The sequence below is a fragment of the Psychrobacter sp. W2-37-MNA-CIBAN-0211 genome (genome assembly GCF_040309405.1).
In the GTDB taxonomy this organism is placed as follows: Bacteria; Pseudomonadota; Gammaproteobacteria; order Pseudomonadales; family Moraxellaceae; genus Psychrobacter; species Psychrobacter glaciei.
Window position 1 is genome coordinate 105,410 of sequence record NZ_JBEOOU010000007.1, and the last position, 26,189, is coordinate 131,598.

Genomic DNA, 26,189 nt, shown 5'->3' on the forward strand with positions numbered 1-26,189 from the left:
ATCAAGTTATAATAGAGTGTTTAATCGAACCCATTATTTATACTTTTTAATTTCACCACTTTTCACACGAGCTATGAAAGAATTAACCTCTCTTTTCACAATTGGCATCAAGAAGTATAGACCGATGATGTTAAAGATCGCCATAGCGAACAGAGCCGCATCTGAGAAGTCGATAACGAAGCTAAACTGTACGATGGTACCGATAACAACGAAGACTAAGAAGATAAGTTTGTATATCATCTCGCCGCCTTTACCTTCACCAAAGAGATACGTCCAAGCTTTTAGACCATAATATGACCATGAGATCATCGTTGAGAAAGCAAACAATAATACCGCGACAGCTAGGAAATACTGGAATATAGGTGCCGTTTCCATAAAGGCAGCACGGGTTAGATCCACACCAGTGAGCGCTTGGGTTTGCAAGTTTGCAACGGTGTTCACCCCAGAGATAGTAATAACGAGCGCCGTCATAGTACAGATAACAACCGTATCAATGAAAGGCTCTAACAGCGCTACTAAACCTTCAGTAGCAGGCTCTTTGGTTTTTACCGCTGAGTGAGCAATAGCGGCTGAACCAACACCCGCCTCGTTAGAGAAAGTCGCACGTTTCAACCCTTGGATTAACGCGCCAATAAAGCCACCAGCCACGCCAGCACCAGTGAAGGCACCTGTGAAAATCTCGCCAAATGCGGCGCCGATATGATTAAAGTTTGCAACCAGTACGATGACACTCATTGTGATATACAATAAAGCCATAAAAGGTACGACTTTTTCGGTAACGGTTGCAATGCGTGGCATACCACCAATGATAACCATACCGACTAAAAACGCTAAGCCAATACCAAAGAATATACTGTAATCAGTTGGAATGCTAAAAGTAGAGCTCATGACTGCAAAGGCTTGGTTACCCTGAAACATGTTACCAGCACCAAAAGTGGCCAATATACACATAAGGGCAAAACCAACGGCTAACACCTTACCAAATCCACCCATACCACGTTCAGCCATACCGCGGCTTAGGTAGTACATAGGTCCACCTGATACGGCACCAGAAGGCAGGATCGTACGGTATTTGACACCTAACGTACACTCTACAAACTTGGTCGCCATACCGAACAGACCAACCATAATCATCCAAAAGGTAGCACCAGGTCCACCAATGGCGAGTGCTGCACCGACACCTGCAATATTACCGAGACCAACCGTACCTGACAAAGCAGTAGCTAGTGCTTGAAAATGGCTAACCTCGCCTTCTTCTTTGACAGCAGGGTTTGGATCAGTATATTTGCCTCTGACAATATCTAAAGATAAGCCTATATGACGAAATTGAATAAAGCCAAAATAAAAGGTAAAGACTAATGCGGCAACTAACAACCAACCTACAATTAGCGGAAAGCTTACTTCGCCAAGAGGTACTGAAAAGAAAATAAGATCGACGAACCAGCCAAATATACTGGCCATAAAGCCATCGAGACCTGCTCCAAATGCTGCTAGACCTGATTGTTGTTCTGCTGCTTGCGCAAGAGTAGTGCTAAGTAACAGCATCGTTGCGACTAAAGATTGTTTTTTCATAAAAATCCCTTTAATAAGAATAAGTATCACTTCCTTGTGACTGTATAAAAATTGCATATCTGTCAATACTGAGTAGGTAATTATAGACCAATATTTGTACTGTTTTTGCTAAACTGCCAATATTGACTATATACTAATATTTTTATCTAAACAAAAATATTTAAATATTTTTCTCAATTAACTTTTAGCTTAGTTTTTGAAAAATAATAGCCAAGATCACTATAACTATCGAAAAATGTCGGTAGTATTTTTTAGTATAAATAACAGACTTAAATATAATTAAAAGGGCGAAATGACAATATCAACACAGGTTTGCGTTAAATGATCTAAGACTTGTAGAAAGCAATAACAAAAAAACCGCTAAGCAAAAGCTTAGCGGTTTTTCTTATTACCATTCTAAAGTTTACTGATTTTTAGCATAGACTGGCAATTCTGCACAGATCGCCTCTACTTTACCGCGTACTTCAGTCGCAACCGCTTCATCACCACGGCTGTCTAACACATCGCAAATCCAACCTGCCAAATCACCCGCTTGCGCTTCGTTGAAGCCGCGAGTAGTGATGGCTGGTGTACCGATACGAATACCAGACGTCACGAATGGTGATTTTGGATCGTTTGGTACAGCGTTTTTGTTCACAGTGATGTGAGCTTCGCCAAGCCATTTATCGGCTTCTTTACCCGTCATTTCTTGCTTAACCAAGCTGATCAGCATGAGATGATTTTCAGTACCACCAGAGATGATTTCATAGCCACGCTCTTGGATGACTTTTGCCATTGCTTGTGCATTTTTCACGACTTGCTGCTGATAGGTTTTGAAGTTGTCTTCTAACGCTTCTTTAAAGCAAACTGCTTTTGCCGCGATGACATGCATCAACGGGCCACCTTGGTTGCCTGGGAATACGGCTGAGTTTAGTTTCTTAGCAAGCACTTCATCACGTGCCAAGATCATACCTGAACGTGGGCCACGTAGGGTTTTGTGCGTGGTGGTCGTCACGACATCAGCGAACGGTACTGGACTTGGGTAAACACCACCAGCGATAAGACCAGCAACGTGTGCCATATCAACCAATAAGTAAGCGCCGACTTCATCAGCGATTTCGCGGAAACGTGCCCAATCGACCACTTGCGAATACGCTGAAAAACCAGCAATAATCATTTTTGGCTTGTGCTCACGCGCTAAACTCTCTACTTGGTCATAATCAATAAGACCAGTACCGTCTACCAATCCATATTGCACGGCATTATAGTTTAGACCTGAGAAGTTGATGTGTGCGCCATGCGTCAAGTGACCACCAGCGTCTAAGCTCATGCCTAGTACCGTGTCATTTGCTTCTAGCAATGCTAAAAATACGGCAGAGTTTGCTTGACTACCTGAGTGTGGCTGAACGTTGACATATTCAGCGCCGAACAACTCTTTTGCACGATCAATAGCCAATTGTTCAACGACATCCACATGCTCACAACCACCGTAGTAACGCTTGCCAGGATAGCCTTCTGCGTACTTGTTAGTAAGGTCAGTACCTTGCGCTTCCATCACTGCTTGTGAGCAGTAGTTTTCAGACGCAATCAATTCGATATGATTTTCTTGACGAACGCTTTCTGCAGCCATCGCTTCAGCAAGTACTGGATCAAACTCTTTGATAGAAATATCTTTAAACATAGTGATGTCCTAGGTAGTGACTTTCGTTAAAAGACGTTATTAAAAAACGTCATTGAAAATAAGCTATAGCCTACCCGCAATAAAACCATTACTGCGCCAACATCGCTTAAAGTACATTGGCACTTTTGTGCGCAGTTTACCAGTATTGGAATTATTTTAGATTGGCTGTATTAGCGAAGATTAATAGGAGTAAGCGAGGAAATCGGTCTGTCATTGGCTTATCCAGTTCGGCAATAAATAAGATACGAGTGGGTATCGCTATCATCGCTTTAGACTAAGTGTAACATGAAATTTCATGCTGCGAGCGCAAAAAATCTCACCTTAAGATGAGTGAATTAAATGACCATATAACACAGATAAATAGCCAATAAAATAAAGGATTTACCCGCTCTAAATCAATAGAAAGCTGTCTATAACTCAAAAAACAGCCACCTGAAGATGACTGTTTTCAAATCTATTTTTTAATCTACAGCCATATGCATTTAATTAAAGCATGGCGCTAATGAACTATTGGATGCTGACCAATGGCTTAGAAACCCAACCTTCACCTTTATCACTTTGTACATGATAGTAGCCATTTTGTTCAGTGCCCATGTAAATCATAATTTCTTGCTGAGATAAGATAGCGATTGGGTTTGAAGCTTTATTGGCCTGTGAATGCAGTTTGGTACTTTGTAATTTGCCAGACAATATAGAACCAGAAACCAGCTTTCCCGTATTACTCTGAGTGTTTTGAGCCACTGTTTCTGTAAAGCCTACTTCTTCGCCTAAGTCAGACACCGCCTGTTTGCTACCTCTGATGGTATCGGCCGTTCTACCAATTGAGCTGATGGTGTTTTGCACCTCATAAATACTATCCAAAAAACCAGCGTTTGCGTTAACAGATAAAGCAAATAATGACGTGCTGACCGCTAGCAAGACTATGGATTTTGACGATACAGATAGCAACGGCTTTAATAAACTCATAAGAAGTTCCTGATGTTAAGAAAAGTATAAAAATGTTACCCAAATGTATTTATACCATATTCTTAAATTACCGAACAACTGTTAATTCAATAATAGTGCCAATTTATCTTTTTATTTATCATGCGTCACTTGTCATTTTCATAGCCACTCCAATTTGCTATGCGTCATTGGCTAAGAATGCTGGCAAAAAGGTTTCGCTAATCATTAGCGTGCGCCCATACCAATCATAACGCGTTTGCCGTTGCCAGCCAGCATCGGTATGACTGATAAAACGCTGATTGGGTAAAGTGCGACGACGTTTAAATAACACATAGCCGATTGGCGTGCCTTTTAGCTGTTGCAGCCGCCGCGCGTTGCCTTTTAGAGTCGATAAAGGAAAGATACTTTGCGCTTCTACCCACGGCTGCTCATCATTACCATATAACTGTACTTCACGTATCCACGCCAGTAATGGACGATTCAGCATTGAGCCTTGCAGCCCTAGTTGTCTTTTTTGTTGCAACGTTAAGGGTCGAAAGCCCTCAAAACTGCGTTCTACGCGTAATGGCTGCCCTGCTCTTTTTTCTAATACGGCAGTTAGAGAACCTTCGGCATTAAGCCAAGGCAATAGCTCATAGGGCGGGATAAAAGTGGCAGGACAAGCAAGAAAGTTACTGGGCATAAGAGTTACTGGACATAGTTAACGGCTAATAGTGAGAATTTAGAAATAAACGGCTGCGAGTGTCTGTTAATCAAGCGACATTAATAAAGGTAACATTGATAAAAGCAGATATTAATAATGGGTCTGTTGAACATTCAAATATTAGGACTGCTGATCGCTAAAATCGCATCAAGCTAGGCGTAAACCGACGATAATGTCGAGACCTTAGCTAGGTTTACAACAACGTTTGGGGTGATTTTAGTATCAGCCTTTCAGGGCAGGGCTATTTTTTGCCAATACATGGCGAAATTGTCTAACCTAGAACGACTAGGCGTCAAAAATTTCACTGCGTATTGTCTAAAAAATAGACACTGCCAGTTCTATATTTCAATGTTCAACAGACCCTAATCAATATTCGTAAAATCGAGCATTAATGATTGATATCAAAGTCTGGCATATTATCGGCGTTAAATGGTAATGCATCAAATGCCTGCTGACGATACTGTGCCATATGCTCACGATCTCTAGCACAAAAGTCACCAATCGCAGGTACAAAGCGTGGATCATAGATACGATGCAGCGAGTGTGTCGTCGTTGGAATAAAACCACGTACCAGTTTATGCTCGCCTTGCGTACCGGGATCAAAGGATTTTAGCCCTTGCTCAATGGCAAATTCAAGCCCTTGATAATAGCACAGCTCAAAGTGCAAGCTATCATACTCACCGAGTGCGCCTCAATAGCGACCGTACAAGGTGGCATTATTATCAACATCACCATCAGCCTTGTCGCTATCGGCTTTATCGTATAAAAATAAGCTACTCGCGATAATTTCACCGTCAGCATCCATGGCTTGCGCCAACATAATATGCTCAGGCAATCTATCGGCTAACGCCATAAAAAAATCGAGCGTCAAATAAGGCTTTTGCCCGCGTATTGCATAAGTCATCACATAACAATGATAGAACGCTTGCCAGTCTTCATTCGTGATGTCATTACCGCACTTGCGCTGACAGCTAATGCCTTGCTCGGCGACCTTACGACGTTCAGCGCGGATGGTTTTACGTTTTTTGGCTCTTAGTGTCGCCAAAAATCCGTCAAAATCAGCAAATGGCTGACTGTCTTGGCTGAGGTTTTTATTTTGCCATAAAAACTGACAGCCTTGACGCTCAAGTATCGGCATCTCAATAGGAGTGGACTCTACACCACTTTCTTGGGCAGCTATCGCAAGCTCTATATCGATTTCAGTGGGCATAGACGTGGTGGCAATAGATGCAAGCTCAGGCGTGACAAACAGACCATGCCAGCTTGAGGCGCCCACTTGCTGAGCGACATCATCAACACCAGCAATGGCTGTTTTGAGAATATCATCATTCAAATGCTCACCAGCTGCCAACCAAAGACGCTGACCTGTAATCGGTGTATAGGGCACGCTGGTGACCAGCCGAGGATAGTAATCGATACCATAGCGCGCATAAGCCTCCGCCCATGAGTGATCAAACACAAACTCACCGCGATGATGACCCTTTATGAATACTGGCATGACTGCGACAGGTTGCAGGGCTGTGTCTGCCGCACTGTCTGTTACGCTATTGGCGCTATCAGCATAATCGGCAACACGATGTACCAGAATAAATATCGGTAGCCACCCTGCCTGCTCACCAATCGCTCCCGTGTCAGTCAGTATTTGCCAAAAAGCAAATGACATAAAAGGGGTGTCTGGCGTTTGCCACTGTGCTTGGCTCTGCCAGCTGGTATCATTGAGTAGCGCATATTGTAAAGTCATAGTACCTACACTGTTTTTCGTAATGGTCTAGCCTACCAAATGTGAGTGCTTTTGCTGTCACAATTTGCAAAAACAACAATATTTCTTGAAATATTACGCAGCATGCCTAACTATCAAAATAGCATAAAAAAAGCCAGCCACACGAATGTAGATGACTTTACTAAACTAGGGCATGCCCTCAATCTGAACGAAAATGCCTAAATGGGTTAAAAATAAGGACACGCCCTAACTGCCCTAACCGTTCTATTTTTATAAATAATGTGGTGAACTGCTTATCTGTTGATTGCCTTGATATTATGACTGTCGGTATCCACTTTAACACTTCAAAAAAACGGGTTTAAAAAACGGTAATTGTACAGAAAAGATGATATCAAAGCCCATGACTGGTAGAATAAGGCTATTATTAGCTTAATATAATTTGTATACATGAGATATGAATAAAAATAGTACAATTGGTTCATTATGCGAGATTGACATCGCATAGGATCTATAGTGGGTTAATGATAACCAGCCAGCTATTTTCAGGCAGTTTTGCACAGAGAGTCTCAAAGAGACGACTCATGATACATTTGATTCAATCACGATTCACTATCGCATAGAGTCTCTATAGAAATACCCATTTGTTTAAGCGTTAATATTAACTACAGCCTAAAGGGATACACTACTATAATGTCAAAAATTATTTATACAAAAACTGATGAAGCCCCAGCGCTAGCAACCTTATCCTTCTTACCTATTGTCAAAGCATTTACCCAGACTGCAGGAGTTGAGGTTGAAACCACTGATATCTCTGTTGCCGCGCGTGTGTTGGCTGAATTCCCAGAATATTTAAATGAAGATCAGCGCGTTCCTGATAATCTAGCTGAGCTTGGTCGACTGACGCAAGATCCTGATACCAACATTATTAAACTGCCAAATATCAGTGCCTCTGTTCAGCAGCTAAAAGCCTGTATCAAAGAACTACAAAGCAAAGGCTACGGCATCCCTAACTTTCCAGAAGACCCAAAAACCGACGAAGAAAAAGAAATTCGTCAGCGTTATGGTAAGAGTCTAGGCAGTTCGGTTAACCCTGTATTGCGCGAAGGCAACTCAGATCGCCGTGCACCAAAAGCCGTTAAGAACTTTGCGCGCAAGCATCCGCATTCTATGGGCGAGTGGAAGCAATGGTCAAGTACTCACGTATCGCATATGCACAGCGGTGACTTTTACGATGGCGAACAGTCGATGACTTTGGATAAAGCCCGTAACGTGCGTATGGAGCTGTTACTTGATGATGGTACGACGAAAGTATTGAAGCCAAAAATTGCTTTGCTTGATAGAGAAGTCATTGACCTAATGGTCATGAGCAAAAAATCGCTGCTAGAGTTTTATGAGCAAGAAATGGAAGATTGCCGCGAAGCTGGTATCTTGTTTTCATTGCACGTAAAAGCCACCATGATGAAGGTTTCGCACCCTATCGTGTTTGGGCATGCGGTTAGAATTTATTATAAAGATGCATTTGATAAGCATGGTGCTTTCTTTGACGAGCTAGGCATTAACGTCAACAATGGTATGGCTGATCTATACGACAAAATATCTGCCCTGCCATCATCTAAACGTGAAGAGATCGAGCAAGACTTGCATGCCTGCCAAGAGCATCGCCCACGTCTAGCGATGGTTGATTCTTCAAAAGGTATTACCAACTTCCATTCACCAAGCGATATTATTGTCGATGCGTCAATGCCTGCCATGATTCGTAATGGTGGTAAAATGTGGGGCGCTGATGGCAAACTATATGATTGCAAAGCCGTCATGCCAGAGTCTACCTTCGCCCGTATTTATCAAGAAATGATCAATTTCTGCAAATGGCATGGTAACTTTGATCCAACTACCATGGGTACGGTTCCTAACGTAGGCCTCATGGCACAAAAAGCAGAAGAATATGGCTCACACGACAAAACCTTTGAGTCTAGTGCTACTGGTATTGCCCGTATTGTAGATATTGATACCGATGAAGTATTGCTTGAAAAAGATGTGGAAAAAGGCGATATCTGGCGCATGTGTCAAGTTAAAGACGACCCTATCCAAGATTGGGTGAAGCTTGCCGTCCGCCGTGCACGTGATTCAGATACGCCTGTCATCTTTTGGTTAGACCCGTACCGTCCACATGAGAACGAGCTAATCAAAAAAGTTAACATGTATTTGAAAGATCATGATACTGACGGTCTGCACATTGAAATCATGTCACAAGTTCGCGCCATGCGTTATACCTTAGAGCGTGTCGCTCGCGGTCTAGATACTATCTCTGCCACGGGTAACATCTTACGCGACTACCTAACAGACTTGTTCCCTATCCTAGAGCTAGGAACGAGCGCTAAGATGCTATCAGTCGTGCCACTAATGAAAGGCGGCGGTTTATTTGAAACTGGTGCTGGTGGTTCTGCACCCAAACACGTTGAGCAGCTGGTAGAAGAAAACCATCTACGTTGGGATTCATTGGGTGAGTTTCTAGCTTTGACTGAGTCGTTGGAGCATTTGGCCAAAAACGACGACAATGCTAAAGCGCAAATCTTAGCAGATACGCTTGATAGAGCCACCGAAACACTGCTGCTAAATGACAAGTCACCGTCACGTAAGACGGGTGAGTTAGATAACCGTGGTAGCCACTTCTATCTGGCGATGTACTGGGCTGAAGAGCTTGCTGAGCAAGACCAAGACGCTGATCTAAAAGCGCAATTCGCCCCATTTGCGCAAAAGCTTAAGAGCAATACAGACGCCATTATTAAACAATTCAATGAAGCTCAAGGCAAAGCGGTAGACATCAAAGGCTACTACTTCGCGGATGAAGCGTTGGCTGAAAAAGTCATGCGCCCAAGCACCTTATTCAATGAAGCGTTAGCATCGTTGTAATAGATTTAACTGGCTGGTCTTAAGTAACGTTACTTTTTCATGCTTTTGCCGCTAGCGTCAGTTAAAAACAATAAAACACCCTACCGCTCTATAGAGTTGTGGGGTGTTTTTTATTATCCGCAGATAAAGAGATATTAGTGCTTATATAGTCAGTGAAAAGTAATATCGATACATCACGCACTGCTGATATCAATTTTTCTTGCTTGCTGTGCCTACAGCAGACAGAGGCTACAAAAAATTAATATCAGCAATATCGTAGCGATTCTAAAATTCCTTGACCATAGTTATAACATCAGCATAGAAAAACTTACCATAAAAAAGCCACCTACATGATTGTAGATGGCTTTTTTAATATAGTCGATTCAATTTAAAAGTAGTACAAGGCAACCGAGTGTAGATGTATATATGATACTTCAAGCGAGGTTAACGCTGTCATACTTTTATAGTGGAATGACTATAGCTTATTTTAAATTGCTTTTAGCTCATGATAAAACGATGACTACGCATCCATATGCTTAATGATGGCTTTACCAAATTCAGAAGTACTGAGCAAGATAGCATCAGGCATCAAACGCTCAAAGTCATAAGTGACCGTTTTATTAGCGATAGCGCCTTGGATACCATTAATAATAAGATCGGCTGCTTCGACCCAGCCCATATCACGTAGCATCATCTCAGCCGATAAAATCAACGAGCCGGGGTTTACTTTGTTCTGACCAGCATATTTAGGGGCAGTACCATGAGTCGCCTCATAGACAGCGATTGCGCCGCCTTTGTTAGCACCCGGTGCGATACCGATACCACCCACTTCAGCCGCTAGGGCATCAGAGATGTAATCACCATTTAGGTTAAGCGTGGCGACGACGGAATAATCGGCAGGACGCATCAGGATTTGCTGCAAGAACGCATCAGCGATCACGTCTTTGATGATAATGTCATTACCCGTTTTTGGATTTTTCATCGTCATCCAAGGGCCGCCATCTAACAACTCTGCATCGAAACGCTCTGCGGCTAATTCATAGCCCCAGTCTTTGAATGCGCCTTCGGTGAACTTCATGATGTTGCCTTTGTGCACTAAAGTCACACTCGGCAAATCGTTATCGATAGCATGCTGGATGGCTTTACGTACTAGACGCTGCGAGCCTTCTTTAGATACGGGTTTGATGCCAATGCCGCAATCTTCAGGGAAGCGAATGCTGGTCACACCCATCTCATCTCTTAAGAAATTGATAACTTTTTTGGCATCATCGCTGCCCGCTTTCCACTCGATACCCGTGTAAATATCTTCTGTATTTTCACGAAAGATAACCATATCCGTCAGCTCAGGATGCTGCACGGGGCTTGGCACGCCTTCAAACCAGCGCACTGGACGCTGACAAACATACAGATCAAGGTTTTGGCGTACAGCCACATTTAACGAACTAAAGCCGCCGCCTACTGGCGTGGTCAATGGCCCTTTGATACTGATCACGTAATCTTTTAAAATCTCTAGCGTTTCGCTTGGTAAGTAATCACCATCGTAAATTTTCGCTGCTTTTTCACCTAAATACGCTTCCATCCAAATGATGGATTTTTTGCCGTGGTAAGCTTTATCAACTGCGGCATCAACCACCTTAATCATAACTGGAGTGATATCCACCCCAATCCCATCGCCTTCAACGAAGGGAATAATTGGATGATTGGGGACATTCAACGATAAATCAGCGTTGACGGTTACTTTTTCGCCGTCTCTTGGTACGATAACTTTATCATAGGACATGAATAAAACTCCTTGGTTGTATGTTGGACATCGCAAGTATACTGAGCACTCTGTTATGCTTTCGCCATTCTATTATAGGTATGCGTGAATTAACGCCTGTTAGCTGAGCAAGCATAAGTGGCGCACTTACGATCTTATGTTTAATAGCCTTGTATCTAACCGTTTGACAAAACCGCTTTACACTCAAGGCTTCGAAATAAAAATTGGCAAAATAATACAATTAATAAGAAGAGAAAAACCCCTCTCACAAAAGCACCTGAAAATATAATGCTATGGACATAAAAAAGAGAAACGACAAAAAAGCTGAGATAAAATTAATAAATATCAATGCTCTGTAAGCTTGAGTACGCAATAAATGTCACGTTTTATCCTAGCCATTGTACTAAGCTAAAGGTCTGAGCAATGATTTTTCTTGTGCATAGCTCATGTACAGATATCAATGTTATAAATACCACTATAATAACATGGTTTTATATTGAATATAAATTTTCATATCTGTAGCCTACTTATGACAAGTTAATACATTATTTTTTATGTGTTTCGTTTTCATTAAAATGCCGTTAATTAAGTCATCAACCGTCTTATAATTGATCTGCAATCAGGGCGTGTTGAACACCTTTTATTTTGACTACTACTTTTCATCTTTCGCAATGATTCATCAATACTTTTATTTAGGAAATGCTACTTTATGTCGACCACCAGTCTCGTTCTGTTTAATAAGCCTTACGGTGTGCAAAGTCAGTTCCGTGATGACAGCAACAACGACCACACCACCCTATCAGAGTATTTTACTGACAAGTCTTTGCGCGTGGCTGGTAGGCTGGATGCGACGTCTGAAGGCTTGCTGATTCTGACGAATGATGGCAGGGTTAACAAAGCCATTACCCATCCACCAAAGGCCAATGCTGGACGTAAGCAAGGTAAGACTTACTTAGTGCAAGTTGAAGGCATGCCTACTACTGAGCAACTTGATAAGCTTCGACAGGGCGTCATTCTCAAAGATGGCAAAACCCTACCTGCCGACATCAAACAGCTTAGTGAAGAGGATTTGCCTATGCCACTCTGGCAACGTGAGCCACCTATCCGTGAGCGTAAAAGCATACCGACATCATGGTTGATGCTGACGATTTATGAAGGAAAGAATCGCCAAGTCAGACGCATGACGGCTCACGTTGGATTGCCTTGCCTGCGTCTTATTCGTTGGTCAGTCGCAGGCTTCGAATTGGGGGAACTAGCGGTTGGTGAGTTTGTACGTATTCATTTAGATAGTGCGAAACTGAGGGAATTGGGTGTCAGTAATTAACTTGCTCTGTCATCAGGCGTATTGACTGATGATAATTTTCATAAGACCATAGACACATCGAACAACGTCTAGGGTCTGTTGAACATTCAAATGTGGTACTGGCAGTTGCTACAAAAAAATTATACCAGTCACGCTGTATCTCTTTTATATTGACCTGACTATGCCTGTTTTATGTAGATTAGTGGTTTTATATAGATTAGTAATAAAATCTAGCAAATATATTACGACCTGTTAAACATAGCGTCTCGAACTGGTAAGGTTTATCTGTTAAGATTCAGCACTTTACTGCCTTACTGTCATATTAGTGCCGTATTTCGCGTTTATTTATTGTTTAGCTTGTCTCTATAAGGATATGTCATGATTGCTTCTCGTCGTTTTGCCTTGTTCGCCACCAGCATTTCTGCTGCGTTTATTCTGAGCGCCTGTCAGCCAGCAACAGAGAGTAGTGAGGTGATGCCCGCAGAAGAAGTCGCGGCACCAGCAACTGAGATGACGGCTGATCAAGAGAATATGGATGGTCATAATATGGCAGGTGGCGATGCAATGGCAGATGAGCAGCAAATGACAGACATTCTCAAAGACTACACTAAGTCGATGACAGGAATGCATGATGAGATGATGATCGGTATGGCATATAACGATCCCGATACCGCCTTTGCGAAAGGCATGCTGGGGCATCATCGCGGCGCCATCGACATGGCAAAAATCGAGCTGAAGTATGGTACTGACGCAGCCATGCGAGAACTTGCGCAAAAAATTATGGTAGCGCAGCAAGCTGAGATAGACATTCTGAACAAATGGCTTGCCGGCCATCCTGATGCTGCCAAACCTAAACCTAATACTCAAGCCATGCAGCAAGCCTATGCCAAGAGCATGGACGGGATGCATGGTGACATGATGCTCGCTATTACCGATCCTCTACCTGATATGGCTTTTGCACGCGGTATGTTGCCACATCATATTGGCGCTGTAGACATGGCAAAGATACAGCTCAAATATGGTACAGATGAAGAGATGCGCAAGTTGGCTCAAGATATCATCGACGCCCAGCAGCCTGAGATTCAAGTGATGCAAAATTGGATTGCCGCTAACAAAATCGACAAGCTCAACAATGACACTATTAGTAATGACGCAACTGTCGAAAACGAAGTAGATGCTAAAGAACCTGCTGAGTAGTAGCCCACTACCTAGATACGGTCAATCAATATCAATAAATGTAAAACCCATAACATCAAACCCCTGCTAATCATAAATGGTTAGCAGGGGTTTTTATCGAGTTGATACAGCTATACTTTTGATATATTTATACTTGCTGACGCTCCATGACATTAAGCCATGTCTGCCAGCCCACCGGTAGTGGTAAACGGTCACCATTATCATCGAGCACTGGATCTGTCTTTGCCAAGTGTAAACTTACTTTATGCGGAAAGGTTTTCTCAGTCATGCCTTGCTGCTGTCCACTACTAAGCGCTGCTTTAGGTAATACGCTGACGCACATCAACTCATCACGACGAAACAGGTAACATTCCACATCATGCTCTGCCGTACTAAGCGACGCTAACTGCTTAGTGTCTGCTTTAATACCATCAATAGCGACAATAACATCATGCGCCGAAATACCAGCTTTGGCAGCCACACTGTCACGTGTCACGCGATTTACCTTGAGTCCAGCTGGTGTCTCATGACAGCGCATGCCCCAAGGCACATACTTGTCAGCAGTTTCCTTGGTATTAGTACGCATTTTTATACCATTTGCAGTCAATAGTGCTTCAATCGGTAATTCATCAACGCCATTGACATAGCGGCGCTCAAACTCTTGCCAATCGGCAAGCGACATAAAGTGCCCAACAACCTTACCCATATCGGCACTGCTGATACCAATCCGTCGGTTGTCATTCTGCGTTGCTTGGCTATAAAAAGCTTTTACTACATCAAATAAACGATAACGACCGTTGCTCTTTTCGAGCAAGGTTAAGTCCAAACAAAGCGCCACCAATGCGCCTTTATTGTAGTAACTGATCCCAGCATTACCTGTGTTTTCATCACTGCGATATAACTTAATCCACGCATCAAAACTCGACTCAGCGATACTTTGATAGGCGCGTCCAGGCGTTTGATAATAGCGATTGACTTGCTCAGCCAGTAGCTTGAGATAGCTTGGCTTATCGATCACGCCTGATGCTTGCAACATAAAGTCATCGATATAAGACGTAAAACCTTCAAATACCCAAAGCAGTGGTGTAAAGGCTTCACGGCGCAAATCTACATCCAACATAACATCGGGGCGTACGGTTTTGACCCACCACGCGTGAAAGTACTCGTGGCTACATAAGCCTAAAAAACGCTGATAATCGCTGCTAGGTATTTTGGGTTCGTCAATATTCGGCAAGTCGCGACGCGGCGTAATCAGACTGGTCGAATTGATGTGTTCAAGACCACCATAATCTTGTCCACTGGCAAAAGTCATAAACGTATAGTCGTTGAATGGTGCATCACCCAGCCAATCTAGATACGTCTGACAAATTTGGGTGACATCTTGCTGTAGCCTGCCCATATTGGCATTATGCTTACCCGACAGATAAAAACGGTGAGGTAAGGTCTGATGCGCGTGGTCTTGGACGATAAAATCAAATGTATCCTGCTCAGCGATTTCAAAAGGATAATCAATCAGCTCGTGATAGCTGTTTGCTTGTAGCTCGTAACTGTATTGACCATCCTCTTTCTGCTCATCCGTTTGCTGTCCATCAAGGCGCAGGTGCGTAGCGTCTAAACCACAGGCTAAAAGCACATGGCTTTCTTGTTTATCCGCCAAAAATGCGGCTGGCACTATTAAGCTGACTTGTACAGGCGTCTGCTCCTGGCCATCGACTGCTAATGCTAAAGAGGTGAAATTCCCGTATAGACGCTGCTGATCAACATAAGCGGTGCGCACGGATAAATCATAGCAGTAAACTTCATAATGAACATTTACTGTCTGAGCCGCCTTGACATGTGGCAACTGCCAAGTGTGTTTGTCTGTCTTTATCGCGCGGTGCATCTCAGCGCTTTTATTATCGTCGTCCATAATTTGATAATGCACCGCAGTAATGTTTCGGGCAAACTCGCGCATCAAATAGCTACCTGGTATCCATGCTGGCAACCAAAGATTTGGAGCATCTACGTTTGTAGTAAAGGTGAGCGACACATCAACCAAATGCTCAAAAAAACGCTCAAAATCGAATCGATAGCTAATATTAGGCACAGGTCGAGCAGCCTTACTGATTGAGACAGTTTCTGTTGACTCATTATTGGCAGTGTTGGCGTCAGAAGTAGGCACGTTAGCGTTATTGATCAATGAATTCATCGTCTTTCTCATCCTTATTTTTATCGTTATGGTAGAAGTCCTTAGCCGAAAATGCAACTGGCAGACCCTTTACAAGCAACCCGCTGTACGGTAAAGCATAGAAAATAGCGCTTATTTTCATAAATTATGACATTAATTGGCATTTTTTATGATTTTTCCCTTGAAAGTTATGTGGGCCATCGCAATTAAAGATGCTAACTGCTAAAGTTACTTTAATAAACTGATGATAACTGACTAATGACGTGGCTATCTGGCTTGCCGATTGGCTTTTTTAGGTTTATTGCAACCGTATTTAATTTTTTACACAGATATATTTAGGATAATTTATGACTACTATCGCAAAAGACACTGCCGTCAAATTCAATTACACGCTAAAAGACGACGAAGGCAACGTGCTCGACCAATCACCAGAAGGTCAGCCACTGGCCTATCTACATGGTCACAGCAACATCATCCCAGGCCTAGAACAACAACTAGAAGGCAAATCTGCTGGCGAAAAAGTTAACGCTGTCGTTGAGCCTGCTGATGGTTATGGCGAATATCAAGAACAAGCCGTACAACATGTACCACGCGATAACTTCCAAGGCGTTGATGACATCCAGCCTGGCATGCAGTTTCAGTCAGAAGCCGGTGGCCAAGTAATGTTGGTTACGGTTACTGAAGTGAATGATGACGAAGTAGTTGTTGATGCTAACCATCCACTAGCTGGTAAGCGTTTGACTTTTGATGTTGAAATCCAAGAAGTACGTGCAGCGACTGAAGACGAACTAAGCCACGGCCATGTACATGGCGCAGGTGGCGTTGAACACTAATCTCTATTAGAGCATTAGTAAAACGCTTAAACGACAAGTAAGTAAGATGAAGCTTGTCGTTTATTCTAAAAGGTCAGTAGATACGTCTACTGACCTTTTTTTGTGTTTTATGGCTTATGGATTTTTATGGCTTATTGATAGAAACACATTCTTCCAAACGTAACAAAGCCGCGTAACGACGAGCGCTATGCGGCTTTTATTACCAACCATCCATGTTAACGCTATATGATACTTAATCCCGGAGTATCTTATAACTAGCAGGCATCCAGCCTTATTGTCCTTAATCAGCAAACCATCTATCCCTGACGCGATTTTAAGATACCAATCCCTAGTATCAATGAACCATTTCGTTCAATCGTGCCGTACAGTTATAATCGCAGATTGATGATAAGTTAGTAAGAGGTCTAAGCGTCAATCCGTGTAAGCCTATGCTTACACGGATTTTTATTTAACTGCTTTTCTAGCTCACAGTGATACGCTTGCTAGAGACTGTCTTCAGGGCTGATCATTTTTTTTGAGTCAGCGCTGAGCATAATATAAGCCGCTTCATTGATGAAAGTTTCATCTTCAGGTAGCTCTGGGCGTTCATTGGCTTTCATTTGACTACGCTCTTCAAACTTCGCATCCATCGCGGCTTGATAGGTATTCCAATTGGCATACGGACGCTCACCTGTGGCAATGAGACGTTTATTCTCCGCCTCTAATGAACGCTTTTCGATCAGCTGCATCTTGGCGCGTCGGCTATTGATATCGAGCTTGACAGGTTTTTTCTCATCATCCATATTGCGAATATCGTTCAACGTTGATAAGTAAGTAAACTGTGGGTCTTTTTGCTGACGGATTGTAGACTGCTGATTCAGCGTTGCTAACGTATCGTTGGTAAATTTGCCTTCAGGCTTATAAGGTGCGGTTTTGATGGTATCCCAAGGCAGTGCTTTTTTCTGCGCGCGCTCACCAAAGGTCGCATCATCATAGATATTGACCAATTCGACATCGGGAACAACGCCTTTATTTTGCGTACTACCACCGGTGATACGATAGAACTTGCGCTGAGTTAAAGTCGCAGAACCTAGCGCTAAATTGTCCAGTTGAATCTGAGCAGAGCCTTTACCCGTAGTGGTGCTACCGACTACCAAGCCACGGCCATAATCTTGAATGGCAGCTGCAAAAATTTCACTAGCGGAGGCAGATGCTAGGTTAGTAATAACGACCACCTTGCCATCATAGAGTTGTTCGCCACCATCATCATCACGGTACACCTGAATGTTGCCGCGATTGTCACGAATTTGCACCAGTGGTCCACTCTTGATAAAGAAGCCGAGCATTTTGGCCACTTCGTCTAATGAACCACCAGGGTTATTACGCAGATCGACCACGAGACCATCGATATTTTCTTTATTCAATTCTTTGAGTGCTTTTTCAGTATCGATACTGACGCTACGATAATCTTCCCCGTTACGGCGCGCTCGATAGTTCAAATAAAAGCTTGGTATCTCAAGGACACCAATACGTTTTGGCGTTTTATCGATATTAGGACGCTGTACTTCTACAACGCGCTGGGTCACGCCTGACTCTTCTTGCTGAATGATATCCCGAACCACAGTGACGGTACGAGCGCTGGCTTCTGGGGCACTAGCCTGACGTAGCTTGAGCGTGACTGAAGTGCCGCGCTTACCGCGAATAAGACTGACAATCTCACGTGTCGACCAACCAACCACGTCGATCATGTTTTTGCCATCTTTGGCGATCCCGACAATCAAATCATTGGGTTTAATCTGACCAGATTTGGCTGCTGGGCCACCATCCACCAGAGTCACAATACGCGTGTAGTCTGGGTTTTTACGATCAGGACGGATAGAGACGCCAATACCTTCTAATTGTAGACTCGATTGGATTTGTAATTCGTTTGCTTGAACCGGTGCATAATAGTTACTATGCGGATCATAGGTCAGCATGGCAGTATTCAAGATTGTCTCCATGATTTCATCATCTTTGAGACGCTTGAACTGCTCTTGTTGACGTGACAAACGATTGAGTAAAATCTCACTGGGCGTACGCTCGTCATTACGTACTAAATCCTGTCCACGAGTGATGTCTGGATTATTCAAGAATACTTTTTCTTTGGCTTTTTCGTCTTCTTGACCTAACGTGATACTCATCAACTGAAACTTCAACTGACGCGCCCAGTAATCACGCTGCTCTTTTTTGGACTTGAAGTGACCGAGCTTTTCACGGTCAAGTACGATAGTCTCATTGCTGGTCAAATCCAGATCCGTCTTTAGCATTTTGCTTGCCATGGCAAAATATTCGTTTGAGCGTTTACGATAGCGCTCAAATACCTCTATACCTGCAGACAGATCACCACGTTTGAGGCGATCACCGAATTCGGCGGCATACTTTTTCTTTAGCTCATCGACATCAGACTGCAAAAACAAGGTATGGTTTGGATCAAGGCTATCAATATACATAGACAGAATCTCGCTGCCTGTTTTGCTATCGAGCGGCTGATTGAGATAATGGCTGCGATCCAGCAAGGCGGCTACTTGACGAGTGGTGACTTTTTGTTCAGGTGTTTGGACGAAACCTTCGGTGTTAGTATCTGCCACTGCAGTGCCGTAGCTTTGGGTGAGAATAAGACCGGCGATGCCCACTGACGCTGCACTGAGTAACCACTGTGCTGGTTGTTTTTTCATCATATATACCTAGTTATTTTAAGTTGAAAGTATTATCAATTGTCATCGAAAGTATTTGCTTGGTGAGTCCCTATCCATCAAATTTACACCAAACCCAAAAAGTACGATTGGCGGTGTCAAACTCGTTTAGTCTACAATGCGTAGCACTTATACTCGTTTTCCTTGCTACTCTAATTTTTGTGAATGGTATTAGTTATTTTTTTACGGCGCAGCCTTTTAACTACTTGGCTTTTTAGCGATATTAATTATTGGAAAAGTACGACCCGCGTCTTGCGAAAAATCACTCAATACTAGCATGACCATAAATGCGTCATTGTCTCAATCTGTATAAGCAATATTACACTTTACCGCGGTACATACCAAACTTTCTATCACATTTATTGCTCGTGGCTACTGATCGCTATTTAACAGTTAATAGCCATTATTTTTGGCCGATTTGACCAGCAGATTATACTCAATTCATAATAGCTGTCATAATATAACACTGAACAGTCGGTTGTATTTGAATCTGATATAAATGCAATCACTGATATAACATAATAAGGATTACGCGATGTACGGCGTCTTAATGATTGATATCGATAGTACCGCACTGACTGCTGAAGATGTGAGTTTAATCAAGCAAGCTCAAGTTGGCGGGGTCATCTTGTTTGGACGAAATGTCAAAGATGCCGCACAAGTACGCGCACTGTGTGACGATATACGCTATCACAATGCTGATATATTGATCGGTGTTGATCAAGAGGGTGGACGCGTCGCAAGGTTACGTGATGGGTTTAGCCCACTGCCAGCTATGGGGCGACTGGGTGACTTATTTAATCAAGATCCCAGCCATGCGCTTAGCTGTGCCTACGATTGCGGCTATCTGATGGCAGCAGAAGTGCTGGCCGTGGGCATTGATCTGAGCTTTGCCCCTGTACTCGACAGAGGTGGTATCAGCCAAGTCATTGGTGATCGTAGCTTCCATCAAGACCCGCAAGCCATCACCGCTTTGGCATCCCAGTTTATGCACGGCATGAAAGCGGCTGGTATGGCAACCACTGGGAAGCATTTCCCCGGTCACGGTGCCATCGCTCCTGATTCCCATATATCAGAAGCCATCGATAGCCGTAGTTTAGATGAGATTATGAACAGCGATATGCAGCCGTTTGCCCAAACGCTGCCATGGCTTGATGCGCTGATGCCAGCGCACGTGATTTTTTCACAAGTGGATAACAAGCCAGCAGGATTCTCTAAAATTTGGCTCAAAGACATCATCCGTGATGCGCTTAAATTTGATGGGGTTTTATTTTCTGACGATTTATCTATGGCAGGCGCGCAGGCAGCTGGAGATATTAGCGCGCGCGTCAAAGCAGCAATTGAAGCTGGTTGCGACATTGCCTTGGTATGTAATGATAGAATTGCCGCCCATGAAGCAGCTAAAGCAGCGCAAAATCTGCCCTACCCCAATCAAAAACGTATCAAAACCATGTGCGGCAATATCCCCGTTTGGCAAGGTGACCTTGACGCTACTTGTCAGCAGTTTGACTACTGGCAGCAAGCAAAGAAAAATGTGACTCAGACCTTTTTTAATACGTCAACAGAGAGTACATCTGAGTCTAATAATGAGCTAAAAGATCCCACTGTCTATAAATAACAGTCGCTCATTTTTTGGCAAATAAAAAACCGCACCTTTTCAGATGCGGTTTTTTGTATTCATTATTTTCTTACTATCAATAATTTTTTAAAGATTACCGACTAAAGACTACTGAGTATTCATTTGTGGATCTACTGCTGTACCACGACTTGCATCATCACTATCTGGCAATAGGTCATCATTGTTGCTGTCTAATGGATTCAAGTCAGGATCAAGCGCATCGTTGCTAATAATCATACCATCATTTGCACTGGTGGTCTCATCATTGACCACGAACTCAATACGGCGGTTGCGAAAGCGACCTTGTTCCGTCGAGTTATCAGCGATAGGATCTGTTTCACCCATGCCTTTAGTGCTTAGTTTACTTGCGTCAATACCTTGAGATACTAAGTATTCTTTTACAGATTCGGCACGATCGCGAGACAGTTTCATGTTGTAAGCGTCATCTGCTTGGCTATCAGTATGACCGATAATCATCAAATTCATATTTGGTACTTCAGTGATTATCTTAGAGGCACGGTCAAGAAATGATTTGTTGGCATCAGGAATAGACTTTGCATCTACTTCGAAGTTAATAACCTGCAAGCTCAAGGCACGCGCCACATCACGTGGATCAGGGTTTTCACCAAGGTTGCTCATCGCGGTGTCGGCAGCAGTTAAACTGTTGTCAATCTCACTTTGTGCGTCTAATGCACCTTCGGCTTTTACTGTCATCGCAGGCGCTGCTGCTTGCAAATCAGCGACCAGCTTGTCTAAAGTTGCCGCATCAGGTGCATTGACCGTGATGGTATCACCTTTTATGAGCATACTGGCATTCGGTACGTTTTTGACGATAGGCAAGATAGCAGCCAGCTGGGCAGCGGCAGGCATATCTATCGCAAAATTATCATCGACATCGGCACGGCAGTTATTGGCTTCATCACCAAATGCACTGGTCAAAGCATTCATGACATTGGTCTGTAGCATCTCGTTACCAACGTTCATACGGCAAGCATATAATTCACCGTTCTCACCTGTGGCGATACGCAATGACGCAGGCTCAACATCAGCGGCAACAGCTGTTGCATTACCTTCGGCGGCTTGCTCTTGGGTGATAGCAGGCGTAGCAACGGGTTCAGGATTTTCTTGGCAGCCTCTAAGCAATGCCCAAGCCAAAGCGCCTAAAATAATCAGACCAATGATGGGCAGCAGCGCTTTCATAAAACTGCCTTCTGTTTCTTCTTCGCGCTGAAGGGGTGCGGTGCTGACCGTATCAGACATTCGTGCGCCTGCAGGCGCAGCGGCAATCATACCTGCTGGCAAAACTGCACTCGCCCAAGCAGGAATATGATGTTGGTAGCTAGCCGAGTTGTCGTTTAAAAACTGCGGCACAGGTGTCGTCCCTGCCAAGCTCTTTATTTCATGGTACGCAAGTGGTGCTGCCATCGCGATTAAACCGCGAGAAGCAGTGACATCGACATTGTGTTTGCCAGCAAGCTCACGAGCTATTTGGTCACGGTGTGCGCTGTCCGTCCATACGCGCTCATGAAATCCCTGATCATCACGAGCGATACTCTCGTTAGAAAAGCGATCATGAGTATCTTTGTCTGCCAAGCGAGCAGCAAAAATAGCATAAAATTGCTCAAGCAAGTTTTTCTTAGCTGGGCTACGGTCATCTCCCAATACTGCGGGGCTTACCGTTCGCGTCAAATGGCTGATAACATCCATAATATAACTCTCCTATTAATACTTATTAGTATCAATCTATATAATTAAAATACTCAAAAATTTTGCTAAGAGATAAGAGCCGTAACCGTTAAAACCATCTTGGCAATATTCAATTTTCATTATTATAAAAGTATTAAGTAAGTGTTAACAATCAACACGTTGTTGTGCAAATGATACGTTAGGTAATGTTTCAGTTGTTACGCGTAACTAGAAAGACCACAAAGTACAAATCCCTAACATATCGATAGTGCTTGCGGTAGAAACAGAACTGTTTATTAAACAATGAAATTCATATAGTAGATTCACTTTAAAACAAATACAGTGTCACTGGAATGAATTTTTCGTAGCCTCTGTGATAGCAGCAAGTAAGGGAAATTTATACCAGTCACCCCTAACTGGCAATGTATCGATTTTATTCCGAACTGACTATAGTAATAAAACGACTTCATCTGATTGCTTATAACCATCACCTTTGACCATCACTTTTTATAAAAGTATTGAGATGTAATATGACTCATATTACATCTCAATGGTCGGTCTAATCAGTTTCTTACTTGCGCGGGCTCAGCCACAATAACATTGCTGGCCATATTATCTACTTCAGACAGGGAGATAGGGCCTGATGGTCTACTGTTTGTATTGTTTGTAGGTGCACGGCTATTTGAGTTATTCGGTAAGTTGCTAGGCACATTAGTAAGATTGCCGTTATTGCTACGCACTGGTGTATTGCGGGCTGGTGCGGGCATCATACTATCACCGGTATCGTCATCTGTTGCTTGATACTCTCCAGCACCATTATTGTTTGCATTCTCGGCAAAATTATTACCATTAACGTTACTGTTATAAGCATTGTTTGCAGCGCTGGCATCGGACTCAAACTGAGGATTCTGACCATTCATAGCCGTCATATCACCTACTCCGTTACTATTATTGGGCAACGGTAATGGTGCTACACTGTCGATCATCAGCGCTGGCGCTAACGTACGTATGTCAGTGACCAAGCGTTGTAGGAGTATATTGTCTGGCGCTTCCAAGGTCACTCGCTCATTTTGTAAATGCAGTTGAGCAAATGGTGTTGATCTCAACATAGTCAAGATATTGGGCAGCACCTCTGCTGGTATACTATTCATACTACTGGCCACGCCTACCTGTATGGTCAACTCACAGATACTTGCCTGCTCACCGAAACTTGTATTGAGTGCCTGTTGTAGTATGCTTTGCAACGCTTCATCCCCGACCGTTGCGCTACAAGTATATAGACTGCCACTGTCATCTACTCTAACGATGAGCTCAACTGGCGTTAAAACCTGTGCGGCTGGTTCAATGGTAGACGGAACAACGACTGGGGCGGTGGCCACAGGTTCTACTGTTGTCTCACCATTAGGCTTAATTAACAGTGCCCATGCCGCAAAGCCTATCGCTACCACTGCCACTATCAATAAAAACACCCGTACCAATAAATCATTGCGTTGATTACGGCTACGGACTTTCTCTCGCTTCATACTGCCATTTTCTGCCAAATGATGGTCAGCAGGACTGGTATGCATAACATCAGTAAGATTGTTTAAATTGCTATTGCTATGCTTACTTAAATTCACACTAGTATTTGGATGAACACTACTATTCTCTATGGCAGCTGCTGTCGACGGCATTATCGCGGTTGTATCAGGGGCACTGACTTTGTCCTTTGGTATATCTGGCACAGCTGCTATAGTAGCATCCGCTCTGACACTCGGTGCACTGGATGGTTGATGAATACTTTGGGAGGCCGTGATAAAAGGTGCTGACCATGTGGGTAAATACTGGCGCAAGGCAGATTGTTCTCTTTGCAAAAACGCAGGCAAAAACTGTCCATTCGCCAGTACTTTTAGCTCACGGTAGGCCAGTGGCGCAGCATTTATAAGTAACTGTACGGTAGCAAGCTCATCGATATGATGTGTGGCGGCAAGTTCTTGCACTAGAGTTTGCCGCATACTTGGGGCTTGCCATAGTTGCTCAAAGAGAGGGGTTTCTGGCAAGCTATCAGCAACCACGACTTGATCCGACCTTAGCAACTGCGAATAAACTTCTGGCAAAGCCAAGCGGGCTACCAAAATCGCATAAAACTGCTCAAGGAGGCAGATATGGGCGACGCTGCTATTATCACCCAACACAGCTGGCGTGACATGTTGTTCTAGTTGCTCAATAATACTCATAACTGACGGCCTCTACCGGCTTTAATGTTTAAATATATAAAAGAAGTAAATCGTTTTTTTATCCGCTTTGCTTAATGCCTGTACTTTAAATGCCTATACTTTATAAGTTGCGCCCTATGAAACGGCTGTGCTGTTGGTAGTTGTTGCTATGCGTCGCTCATATGAACGATTTTATTTTATCTTATCTTAAATATATATGTAGACTTAAGTTTATTTTTAAGGCGCTGTAGACTGCTTGCTACAAATGCATTTAGCATTAACGTTACGGTCAGTATACGAAGCATTACTTACTCTCTTTTATACACTGTTATATTGTTAATAATAAATGATTATTAAAGCACAGTTCTCTACATAATGGGTTTTTGACTTACTCTGATCGTTGCTGAATCGATGATCAGCAATTATTATGGGCACTGTCATATCACTACTTATTATTGATTGTCTTACCCAGTGGTTATTTAGCCATCGCATTTAGGCGGTTCACCCTGTTGTATATACCACAATCACACACTAGGCTCGGCCTAAGGATTACCCTTTGCTTAACCATACGACCCTTATCATCATTATCACTGTTATTGTCAGCTTGTTGGCTTGGCAAAACAAGACACTATTCAATCGACTCATTTTTTATCCACCCGCGGTAAATAATGGTCAATGGGATCGTTTTGTGACCCATGGTTTTATTCATGCTGACAGTATGCACTTACTGTTTAATATGTTTACTTTGTATTTTTTCGGTCGTGCTATCGAAGGGTTATATCAATCATTTTTATTCGGTTATGGTTTCGTGGTGTTTTATGTATTGGCTATCATTATCGCGATGATTCCAAGTTATATTAAAAATAAAAACAATGCCAGCTATCTCAGCCTTGGCGCATCAGGCGGTGTATCAGCGGTATTATTTGCCTTTATCTTGCTGGCACCTTGGGAAAAAATCTATTTATTTGCAGTCGTTCCTATCCCAGCGATATTATTTGCCGTCGCTTACGTGGCTTATAGCATTTATGCGGACAAACGCGGTGGTTCAAACATCAATCACATGGCGCATCTGTGGGGCGGCGCGTTTGGCATAATCGCCACTATTATTCTGGAGCCACAAGTACTCCCGCATTTTTTAAACGCGTTATTATCGCCAAGCCTTTAAAGTATGATTTTTAGAGGTCTGTTTTAAGAAAGAAGCGTCACTTGGTTAAACTACTTAAACGAATGACGCTTAAATCTAAACCAGTTA

General features: G+C 43.1%; 15 protein-coding genes and 1 pseudogene. 6 read left to right on the forward strand and 10 right to left on the reverse strand.

Features of this window, described 5'->3' with window-relative positions; translation table 11 throughout:
• Nucleotides 1-33: 33 nt before the first annotated feature.
• From AAEY72_RS08850 to AAEY72_RS08870, 5 genes and pseudogenes are all read right to left on the reverse strand, one after another.
• A complete protein-coding gene (locus AAEY72_RS08850; RefSeq protein WP_010201879.1) occupies nt 34-1,572 on the reverse strand; it encodes an alanine/glycine:cation symporter family protein in 1,539 nt (512 codons plus the stop codon).
• Nucleotides 1,573-1,975: 403 nt separating this feature from the next.
• Complete coding sequence (gene glyA, locus AAEY72_RS08855) at nt 1,976-3,232, reverse strand: serine hydroxymethyltransferase (protein WP_210541110.1); 1,257 nt, start codon at nt 3,230-3,232, stop codon at nt 1,976-1,978.
• Nucleotides 3,233-3,739: 507 nt separating this feature from the next.
• A complete protein-coding gene (locus tag AAEY72_RS08860; protein WP_352310248.1) occupies nt 3,740-4,198 on the reverse strand; it encodes a hypothetical protein in 459 nt (152 codons plus the stop codon).
• Nucleotides 4,199-4,355: 157 nt separating this feature from the next.
• Entirely contained in the window at nt 4,356-4,859 is a 504-nt protein-coding gene (locus AAEY72_RS08865; RefSeq protein ID WP_352310249.1) for a chorismate--pyruvate lyase family protein, read from the reverse strand.
• Nucleotides 4,860-5,268: 409 nt separating this feature from the next.
• Nucleotides 5,269-6,621 (reverse strand): annotated as a pseudogene (locus AAEY72_RS08870) (GNAT family N-acetyltransferase).
• A 669-nt stretch (nt 6,622-7,290) separates the two neighbouring features.
• Here AAEY72_RS08870 and AAEY72_RS08875 point away from each other — a divergent pair.
• Entirely contained in the window at nt 7,291-9,510 is a 2,220-nt protein-coding gene (locus AAEY72_RS08875; RefSeq protein ID WP_194620784.1) for an NADP-dependent isocitrate dehydrogenase, read from the forward strand.
• Nucleotides 9,511-10,009: 499 nt separating this feature from the next.
• On the opposite strand, the gene icd is transcribed toward AAEY72_RS08875, so the two are convergent.
• Nucleotides 10,010-11,269 carry an NADP-dependent isocitrate dehydrogenase gene (icd, locus tag AAEY72_RS08880; protein ID WP_194620783.1) on the reverse strand — a complete coding sequence of 420 codons (1,260 nt, stop codon included), beginning with the start codon at nt 11,267-11,269 and terminating at the stop codon, nt 10,010-10,012.
• Nucleotides 11,270-11,957: 688 nt separating this feature from the next.
• Here icd and AAEY72_RS08885 point away from each other — a divergent pair.
• Nucleotides 11,958-12,572, forward strand: coding sequence for an rRNA large subunit pseudouridine synthase E (locus AAEY72_RS08885; protein ID WP_352310250.1), 615 nt, complete (start codon nt 11,958-11,960; stop codon nt 12,570-12,572).
• 357 nt (nt 12,573-12,929) lie between these two features.
• Nucleotides 12,930-13,748, forward strand: coding sequence for a CopM family metallochaperone (copM, locus tag AAEY72_RS08890; RefSeq protein ID WP_194620781.1), 819 nt, complete (start codon nt 12,930-12,932; stop codon nt 13,746-13,748).
• 127 nt (nt 13,749-13,875) lie between these two features.
• On the opposite strand, the gene AAEY72_RS08895 is transcribed toward copM, so the two are convergent.
• A complete protein-coding gene (locus AAEY72_RS08895) occupies nt 13,876-15,915 on the reverse strand; it encodes a M61 family metallopeptidase (RefSeq protein ID WP_352310251.1) in 2,040 nt (679 codons plus the stop codon).
• Between the two features lie 326 nt (nt 15,916-16,241).
• Here AAEY72_RS08895 and AAEY72_RS08900 point away from each other — a divergent pair, with 326 nt between their 5' ends.
• The gene (locus AAEY72_RS08900) at nt 16,242-16,727 is read left to right on the forward strand and encodes an FKBP-type peptidyl-prolyl cis-trans isomerase (RefSeq protein WP_010201899.1); all 486 of its coding nucleotides are present in this window, start codon (nt 16,242-16,244) and stop codon (nt 16,725-16,727) included.
• Between the two features lie 482 nt (nt 16,728-17,209).
• Here the strand turns inward: AAEY72_RS08900 and AAEY72_RS08905 are convergent, their stop codons facing one another.
• The gene (locus tag AAEY72_RS08905) at nt 17,210-19,420 is read right to left on the reverse strand and encodes a carboxy terminal-processing peptidase (RefSeq protein ID WP_352310252.1); all 2,211 of its coding nucleotides are present in this window, start codon (nt 19,418-19,420) and stop codon (nt 17,210-17,212) included.
• A 553-nt stretch (nt 19,421-19,973) separates the two neighbouring features.
• Here AAEY72_RS08905 and nagZ point away from each other — a divergent pair.
• Complete coding sequence (gene nagZ / locus AAEY72_RS08910; protein WP_352310253.1) at nt 19,974-21,056, forward strand: beta-N-acetylhexosaminidase; 1,083 nt, start codon at nt 19,974-19,976, stop codon at nt 21,054-21,056.
• Between the two features lie 108 nt (nt 21,057-21,164).
• On the opposite strand, the gene AAEY72_RS08915 is transcribed toward nagZ, so the two are convergent.
• Together AAEY72_RS08915 and AAEY72_RS08920 are read right to left on the reverse strand one after the other, a co-directional pair.
• Nucleotides 21,165-22,763 carry an OmpA family protein gene (locus tag AAEY72_RS08915; RefSeq protein ID WP_352310254.1) on the reverse strand — a complete coding sequence of 533 codons (1,599 nt, stop codon included), beginning with the start codon at nt 22,761-22,763 and terminating at the stop codon, nt 21,165-21,167.
• Nucleotides 22,764-23,305: 542 nt separating this feature from the next.
• Nucleotides 23,306-24,958, reverse strand: a complete 1,653-nt coding sequence (locus tag AAEY72_RS08920; RefSeq protein WP_352310255.1) for a hypothetical protein — start codon at nt 24,956-24,958, stop codon at nt 23,306-23,308.
• A 535-nt stretch (nt 24,959-25,493) separates the two neighbouring features.
• Here AAEY72_RS08920 and AAEY72_RS08925 point away from each other — a divergent pair.
• Entirely contained in the window at nt 25,494-26,102 is a 609-nt protein-coding gene (locus AAEY72_RS08925; protein ID WP_010201910.1) for a rhomboid family intramembrane serine protease, read from the forward strand.
• The last annotated feature ends 87 nt before the right edge of the window (nt 26,103-26,189 follow it).

Excerpts from the sequence above, each read along its gene's own strand:
- AAEY72_RS08850 (WP_010201879.1), bottom strand. The coding sequence starts at position 1,572 with ATGAAAAAACAATCTTTAGTCGCAACGATGCTGTTACTTAGCACTACT.
- glyA (WP_210541110.1), bottom strand. The coding sequence starts at position 3,232 with ATGTTTAAAGATATTTCTATCAAAGAGTTTGATCCAGTACTTGCTGAA.
- AAEY72_RS08860 (WP_352310248.1), bottom strand. The coding sequence starts at position 4,198 with ATGAGTTTATTAAAGCCGTTGCTATCTGTATCGTCAAAATCCATAGTC.
- AAEY72_RS08865 (WP_352310249.1), bottom strand. The coding sequence starts at position 4,859 with ATGCCCAGTAACTTTCTTGCTTGTCCTGCCACTTTTATCCCGCCCTAT.
- AAEY72_RS08875 (WP_194620784.1), top strand. The coding sequence starts at position 7,291 with ATGTCAAAAATTATTTATACAAAAACTGATGAAGCCCCAGCGCTAGCA.
- icd (WP_194620783.1), bottom strand. The coding sequence starts at position 11,269 with ATGTCCTATGATAAAGTTATCGTACCAAGAGACGGCGAAAAAGTAACC.
- AAEY72_RS08885 (WP_352310250.1), top strand. The coding sequence starts at position 11,958 with ATGTCGACCACCAGTCTCGTTCTGTTTAATAAGCCTTACGGTGTGCAA.
- copM (WP_194620781.1), top strand. The coding sequence starts at position 12,930 with ATGATTGCTTCTCGTCGTTTTGCCTTGTTCGCCACCAGCATTTCTGCT.
- AAEY72_RS08895 (WP_352310251.1), bottom strand. The coding sequence starts at position 15,915 with ATGAATTCATTGATCAATAACGCTAACGTGCCTACTTCTGACGCCAAC.
- AAEY72_RS08900 (WP_010201899.1), top strand. The coding sequence starts at position 16,242 with ATGACTACTATCGCAAAAGACACTGCCGTCAAATTCAATTACACGCTA.
- AAEY72_RS08905 (WP_352310252.1), bottom strand. The coding sequence starts at position 19,420 with ATGAAAAAACAACCAGCACAGTGGTTACTCAGTGCAGCGTCAGTGGGC.
- nagZ (WP_352310253.1), top strand. The coding sequence starts at position 19,974 with ATGTACGGCGTCTTAATGATTGATATCGATAGTACCGCACTGACTGCT.
- AAEY72_RS08915 (WP_352310254.1), bottom strand. The coding sequence starts at position 22,763 with ATGGATGTTATCAGCCATTTGACGCGAACGGTAAGCCCCGCAGTATTG.
- AAEY72_RS08920 (WP_352310255.1), bottom strand. The coding sequence starts at position 24,958 with ATGAGTATTATTGAGCAACTAGAACAACATGTCACGCCAGCTGTGTTG.